The organism is Thermoflexus sp. (assembly GCF_025055495.1).
Classification (GTDB): domain Bacteria; phylum Chloroflexota; class Anaerolineae; order Thermoflexales; family Thermoflexaceae; genus Thermoflexus.
In genome coordinates, this window is the sequence record NZ_JANWXB010000065.1 from 1 (window position 1) to 2,449 (window position 2,449).

At 63.7% G+C, this 2,449-nt stretch carries 3 protein-coding genes; 2 read left to right on the plus strand and 1 reads right to left on the minus strand.

The annotated features are described in order from the left end of the window. Positions 1 to 732 precede the first annotated feature (732 nt). On the plus strand, positions 733 to 1,758 hold the full coding sequence (gene gap, locus NZM16_RS02505; protein ID WP_295450916.1) for a type I glyceraldehyde-3-phosphate dehydrogenase: 1,026 nt from the start codon (positions 733 to 735) through the stop codon (positions 1,756 to 1,758). 83 nt (positions 1,759 to 1,841) lie between these two features. Here gap and NZM16_RS02510 read toward each other — a convergent pair whose 3' ends face one another. Continuing rightward, the gene (locus NZM16_RS02510; RefSeq protein ID WP_295450913.1) at positions 1,842 to 2,030 is read right to left on the minus strand and encodes a hypothetical protein; all 189 of its coding nucleotides are present in this window, start codon (positions 2,028 to 2,030) and stop codon (positions 1,842 to 1,844) included. Between NZM16_RS02510 and NZM16_RS02515 the strand changes: the two genes are divergently transcribed. Beyond that, positions 2,011 to 2,449, plus strand: a 439-nt coding sequence (locus NZM16_RS02515) for an AMP-binding protein (RefSeq protein ID WP_295478291.1), incomplete at its 3' end; no start/stop codon positions are given. The two genes, NZM16_RS02510 and NZM16_RS02515, sit on opposite strands and share 20 nt — an antisense overlap.

Here is a 2,449-nt window from a genome sequence, read left to right on the forward strand (position 1 = left end):
GGCAACCCCCACCCGGAGCAAGGCCAAGCAGCGGGCGCGGCGCCTGTCGGGGCGCCGGGGCGGCCCCGCGCCTAATGCCCGCGGGTAGGCCGCTTGAGGCGGCGGGCAACCGTCGCCCCAGAGAGATGACCGCCACCCCGCGGACGGCGGGGGACAGAACCCGGCTTACAGGCCCTCTGGCACAGCCTTTCGCTTTGTCTGGCAACTCTTTGCGATGGCCGTCCATCCCACTGATAGCGCTATGCATTTCGCTTCCTTAGGGAGAGAGGAGAAAGAGAATTTCGGGGCCGAGAAGGCCGCCGAAGTCGGCCTTCCTAGCTCCCAAAAGCCCCCTTTGCGAATTACGCAACGAGTCTATGGTTTCATAGGGCGCGTCTCCTAACGCGCTGTCTCGCGATACGCCGGCAACGGGACGGTCAGACTCCCGCCCGAAACCTATAGCCCGCATGGCTCTCGAAAGGCGCTTTCCCGAATACGTGGTTCTTTCCCCCAATCCATCGATGACGGTGAGCTCGGAGAAATGTTTTCCTCCAGCTTTCTGTCGATCTATTCCTATGGACTTGTCCCCGCGATTTCTTAGCCCTGGAAGCTGGAGTCCTCCTGGCTTGCTTCACACAAGTTTGTGATAAATTTCACTTGATGGATCCTCGACTTTCGCTTATACTTGGCTTGGATCTCAGCGAGCGATAGGCTGCCTCACTCCCGAGACTTCCTGTTCAGGAGGGAAGCGCTATGGTGGTTAAGGTGGGCATTAATGGATTCGGACGCATCGGGCGCCAGGCGTTCCGCGCCATCCGCGAGAAATACCGCGGCCGCCTCGAGGTGGTCGCCGTCAACGATATCACCGACGCCCCCACCCTGGCGCATCTGCTCAAGTATGACTCCAACTACGGCCGCTACCCCGAGCCGGTCTCCGCTCGGGACTCCTACCTGATCGTCGGTGAGGATGAGATCCGGGTCTTTTCAGAGAAGGATCCGGCCAAGTTGCCCTGGAAGGACCTGGGTGTGCAGATCGTCATCGAGGCCACCGGCCTCTTCACCGACGGCCGCAAGGCAGCGGTCCACCGCACCTCAGGAGGAGCCCAGAAGGTCATCATCACCGCTCCCGCCTCGCCCTCCGATAGCGTGGACCTGACGTTGGTGCTTGGGGTGAACGATGATCGCTACGATCCGGCTAACCACCACATCGTCTCCAATGCCTCGTGCACCACGAACTGCCTGGCCCCCGTGGTCAAGGTGCTCCACGATGCCTTCGGCGTGAAGCGGGGGTTGATGGTCACGGTTCATGCTTACACCAACGACCAGCGCATCCTGGATCTGCCCCACAAGGATCTGCGGCGGGCGCGGGCGGCGGCCCTGAACATCATCCCCACCACCACCGGCGCAGCCCGGGCCATCGGCCTGGTGATCCCCGAGCTCAAGGGCAAGCTCGATGGCTATGCCCTGCGGGTTCCCACCTCCACGGTCTCGGTGATCGACCTGAGCGCTGAGTTAAGCCGGCCGGTTACTAAGGAGGAAGTGAACGCCGCCTTCCGGGCAGCCGCTGAGGGGGCGATGCGGGGGATCCTGGCCTACACCGAGGAGCCCGTGGTCTCCATCGATTTCAAGGGCGACCCCCACTCGGCGATCGTGGATGGGCTCTCCACCATGGTGATCGACGGCAACTTTGTGAAGGTGGTGGCCTGGTATGACAACGAATGGGGCTACTCGGTGCGGGTGGCCGATCTTGCCGCCAAGATGGCGGAGTCCCTGGCCTGAGCCTGGCTGAGTTGACGGAACACCACTCCCTCGTGCCACAGTGGATTCCCTGCTGTGGCACGAGGGAGCCCCGGCTGGACAGATTATTCCAGCCCCTCCACGGTGTATAGCACCCAATAACGCCTCCCAGGCCCCCGGTGAAAGTGCAGCTCAAAAATCGCCTCGCCCGCCACGCGCACCCGATACACGTCCCGGTGGCGGCGTCGCCACCACGGCCGAAATCCAGCCGGCGTTCCATAGGAGCGGGTGACGGTGACCGCTGGTGTGCCCACGATCTGGATCGGACTCTACGGCTTGCTGGAACGGGAGCGCTACGATCTTTCCAGTCTGCGGGTGATGCCGGTGGGGGGCTCCGCCATGCCGCGGGCCCTCATCGAGGCCTTCGAGAAGCGCTTCGGCATCCGCGTGGCCCATGCCTGGGGCATGACGGAGATGACGCCGCTGGGCACGGTGGCCAACCTCAAGAGCTACATGGCGGACTGGCCGGAGGAGGAGCGCTTCGCGATCCGCGCCAAGCAGGGAATGCCCGTCGTCGGCGTGGAGATCCGGGCGGTGGACGAACAGGGGCGGGAGGTGCCATGGGATGGCAAAACCATGGGCGAGCTCCAGGTCCGCGGCCCCTGGGTGATCCGGGCCTATTACCATGACCCTCGCACGGCCGAAGCCTTCCAGGACGGCTGGTTCCGCACCG